The following is a 4,516-nucleotide window of genomic DNA, read 5'->3' as shown; positions in this document are numbered from 1 at the left end:
ACGAGCAGGGCTCGACCTCGAGGCGTAAGACGGGCATGTTTATGCAGGTTCATCCGGGGCTCCTGGTGTGCTGGTTGGGTCGCACCTCCAGAATCCCGGGATCGCCCCGGGTGAACAACCTACTGAGAGATCACAGCTAGGCCCCTCCTCGCGTTGCTTGGTGGGGCTCTTGCTCATAGAGGAGCTGCAGCCGCTTCGCCGCGGGCGCTCGGGAGCTGAGGCAAGAGAGTGCGTGGGCTTGTGTGCGGGAGCGACGCTGGCGTGAACGCGCCCCGCTCCCTCTCCCCTCCGGGGAGAGGGCTGGGGTGAGGGGCTGGGGCTCGCGGAAAGCGCTCATGCGGGGGCTTTTTCCTCGCTTGCGGGCGTTGTGCCGGACGCCCGCGGAGCCGCGCATGCCGCTCCCTCTCCCCGCCGGGGAGAGGGTTGGGGTGAGGGGCCGGGGCTCGCGGGAAATCCCGGCAAGCGCGCGCGGTTTGCCCAACCGGGCGGGTGCCCTGCCCGTAGAGAAGCGGCAACGGGATTGCCGAGGGTCGCCGGGCGGCGGGGCGAGGGCAGACGACGGCCGGGCGCTGTCCGGCTCGCGGTGGATCAACCGATCGGCCCGATGCGCGTTAGCACGGCGATGCCTCGTATCCTCCGATCCCTTGCCTCGCCGCCCGTCGCCGCATGAACCTCTCCGGCCCCTTCATCCGCCGCCCGATCGGCACCTCGCTGCTGGCCATCGGCGTGCTCCTGGCCGGGGTGATCTGCTACGCGCTGCTGGGCGTGGCGGCCCTGCCGCAGATGCAGTTCCCGGTGATCTTCGTGCAGGCGCAGGAGGCCGGCGCGGACGCCAGCACCATGGCCTCGACCGTGGCCGCGCCGCTGGAGCGCCACCTGGGCCAGGTGCCCGGCATCGACACCATGCGCTCGCACAGCTCGGAAGGCAGCACTTTCGTCTTCATCATGTTCCGCGGCGGCACCGACCTGGACGCGGCGGCGCGCGACGTGCAAGCAGCGATCAATGCGGCCGCGCCGGACCTGCCCCCGGGCCTCAACAGCCCGCCCAGCTACGAAAAGGCCAACCCCAACGACGACCCCATCATTGCTTTCGCGCTGACCTCGGACACCGAATCGGCCGCCACGCTCTACAACGCCGCCGACTCGATGCTCGCCCAGCGCCTGCGTCAGTTGCCCGGGGTGTCGTCGGTGGAGATCGCCGGCGCGGCCACCCCGGCCATCCGCGTCGACGTCGACCTGCAGGCACTCAGCGCGATGGGCCTCTCGCCCGACCAGCTGCGCAACGCACTGACCGCGGCCAACGTGACCTCACCGCAGGGCTTCCTCTCCAACGGCCGGACCACCATGGCGGTCACCGCCAACGACCAGCTGCACAGCGCCGACGACTTCGCCAGGCTGGTGATCGCCGTGCGCAACGGCGTGCCGGTGCGGCTGTCCGACGTGGCGCACGTCTACGCCGGTCAGCAGGACGCCTTCCAGGCCGCCTGGTTCCAGGGCAAGCCGGCCGTGCTGATGTACGTCTACAAGAAGGCCGATGCCAACGTCATCGCCACCGTCGATGCGGTCAAGGACCAGCTCCCGGCGCTGCGCGCCTACCTCTCGCCCGGCACCACCTTGACGCCCTACTTCGACGGCACGCCGACCATCCGTGCCTCGCTGCACGAGGTGCAGGCGACCCTGCTGATATCGCTGGCGATGGTGGTGCTGACCATGGCGCTGTTCCTGCGCCGTCTCGCGCCGACGCTGATCGCAGCAGCCACCGTGCCGCTGTCGCTGGCCGGCGCGTTCGTGGTGATGTACGTGCTGGGCTACACGCTCAACAACCTCACCCTGCTGGCGCTGGTGATCGCGATCGGGTTCGTGGTGGACGATGCGATCGTGGTGATCGAGAACGTGATCCGCCACATCGACAGCGGCATGCCGAGAATGACGGCCGCGCTGACCGGGGCACGCGAGATCGGCTTCACGGTGGTCTCGATCACCGCCTCGCTGATCGCCGTGTTCATCCCGTTGCTGTTCGCCCCTGGCATCACCGGCATGTTCATGCACGAGTTCACGATGACGCTGGTGGCGGCGATCGCGATGTCCGCGCTGATCTCGCTGACACTGACGCCGTCGCTGTGCGGGCTGTTCCTGCGCGGGCACGGGGCGGTCAGGCCGTCGCGGCCGGGCGCCGCGCTGGACCGCTTCCATGCAGGCATGCTGCGGCTCTACACGCGTGCGCTGGATTTCGCGCTGCGCCATGCGCTGGCGCTCTCGCTCACCCCGCTGGTGCTGATCGTGGCCACGTTCTTCCTGTTCGGCATGGTCAAGTCGGGCCTGTTCCCGCCACAGGACACGGGACTCATCTGGGGACGCGCCACCTCCAGCGCGACGGTGTCGTTCCAGGATGCCATCGCGCGCCAGCAGCGCCTTACCGCGATGCTGCAGGCCGATCCCGACGTCAGGGCGGTCGGCTCACGCCTGGGGACCAGCCGGCAGGGCACCAGCGGTTCGTTCAACATCGAGCTGAAGACGCGCGCCGAAGGCCGCCGGGACGACACCTTCGCCGTGGTCGCGCGGCTCTCCGCCAAGGCCGACCGCTATCCGGACCTCAACCTGCGCCTGCGTGCGGTGCAGGACCTGCCCAGCGCCAGTGGTGGCGGCAACCAGGGCGCGCAATACCAGGTCTCGCTGCAGGGCGACGACCTGGCCGAACTGCAGACCTGGCTGCCCAGGCTGGTCGCGGCGTTGAAGAAGAACCCCAGGCTGAAGGACGTCGGCAGCGACGTCGACGAATCCGGCCTGCGCCAGAACGTGGTGATCGACCGCGACAAGGCGGCCAGGCTGGGCGTGTCCATCGGCACCATCGATGGCGCGCTGTACAACGCCTTCGGGCAGCGCCAGGTTTCGACCATCTACTCGGACATCAACCAGTACAAGGTCGTGGTCAATGCGCTGCCCTCGCAGACCGCCACGCCGGCGGCGATCGACCGCATCTACGTGCGCTCGTCCAGCGGCAGGATGATCCCGCTCGGCGCGCTCGCGCACCAGGAACCCGGGCTGGCGCCTGCCGAGGTGTCGCACGAGGACCAGTACACGACGATGGACCTGTCCTTCAACCTCGCCCGGGGAGTGAGCATGGGCGAGGCGATGACGATCATCCAGCGCACCGTGGACGGGCTGCGCATGCCTGGCGACATCCGCCTCAACGTGGGCGGGGATTTCCGTCGCTTCATGCAGACCCAGAGCGGCATGGGCTGGCTGATCCTGGCGGCGATCCTCACCGTGTACATCGTGCTGGGCATGCTCTACGAGAGCCTGATCCACCCGGTGACGATCCTCTCCACGCTGCCGGCGGCGGGCGTGGGTGCGCTGCTGGCGCTGTGGCTGACCGGCACGGAGCTGTCGGTGATCTCGCAGATCGCGCTGGTGCTCCTGATCGGCATCGTCAAGAAGAACGCGATCATGATGATCGACTTCGCGCTGGTGGCCGAGCGCGAGCACGGCAGGACGCCGCTGGAGGCCGTGCGCGAAGCCTGCCTGGTGCGCTTCCGCCCGATCATGATGACCACCATGGTGGCGATCCTGGCGGCGCTGCCGATCGCCATCGGGCTGGGCGAGGGCTCGGAGCTGCGCCGGCCGCTGGGCATCGCGCTGATCGGGGGCCTGCTGATCTCGCAGAGCCTGACCCTGCTCAGCACGCCGGCGCTGTACGTGATCTTCTCCTGCCTGGCGGCGTGTGTGCGCGCGTGGCGCGCGAGGCGTCGCCGGCGCGAGGTCGCCCACGTCTCCTGATCCCGGCTCCCTTCGGGGAGAGGGTTGGTGAGGGGCCGGGGCTCGGGGGGAGGCCCGCTGGGAGCGGTGACTTCTTCTTTGTCGCTCTTGCGGGGGGCTTGCCCGCGTTCTTGGGGGTTTGAAGAGCTTCCGATCGCCTGCGGCGCTCGGGTCACTTTCTTTGCTGGCCCAAAGAAAGTAACCAAAGAAACGGCCTGGTTCAGCCCGGGGTGAGATAAGAGCTAGGTGACCCTGCGCCTTGCCGAGTGGGTCTCTTGCTCTTAGAGGAGCTGCAGCGGCTATACCGCGCGCGCTCGGGAGTTGAGGCGAGGGAGGCATGCATGGTGTTTGACGGTGTCGGCGTTGGCCGTCCTTTCCGTTGCGTGTCGTCATTCCCGCGACGGCGCAGGACTGTGGTTGAGGGCCTGGTGGGCTCAAGCCCACCCTACTCAGGGCACCGTTGCACCGTAGGGTGGGCTTCAGCCCACCAGCAAGCCATGGACATCTCACACAAGCGCCGATGTCGTGCCGCATACAACAGCACGGCGAACCCCACGCAGCGAGTACCCTCGCTTGCCCCAGCTCCCGAGCGCCCGCGGTATAGCGGCTGCAGCTCCTCTAAGGAAACTCTGATTTTGCCCCGCGGTCTTAGCGAGACCTGAGGATGGATGGTACGTGATGGCACCCAAGCAGATGAGCCTGTCGATGGAGCACGACGCCGGTTTCGAGCGGCACCGCAAGGCGACACGCCGCGACGTGT

The 4,516-nt window shown here is 68.3% G+C and carries 1 protein-coding gene; it reads left to right on the top strand.

Annotation, left to right across the window (positions count from 1 at the left end):
- The first annotated feature begins 666 nt into the window (after positions 1 to 666).
- Positions 667 to 3,777: an efflux RND transporter permease subunit gene (locus tag VFH59_RS00225; protein WP_325162874.1), complete on the top strand. Its 3,111-nt coding sequence runs from the start codon at positions 667 to 669 to the stop codon at positions 3,775 to 3,777.
- Positions 3,778 to 4,516: the final 739 nt, after the last annotated feature.

Source organism: Frateuria sp., from assembly GCF_035695185.1.
Taxonomy (GTDB): domain Bacteria; phylum Pseudomonadota; class Gammaproteobacteria; order Xanthomonadales; family Rhodanobacteraceae; genus Frateuria_A.
This window is presented reverse-complemented; position numbering and strand designations above follow the sequence as displayed.

Bases quoted from the DNA above. Each gene is read 5' to 3' on its own strand.
- VFH59_RS00225 (WP_325162874.1), top strand. From the start codon at position 667: ATGAACCTCTCCGGCCCCTTCATCCGCCGCCCGATCGGCACCTCGCTG.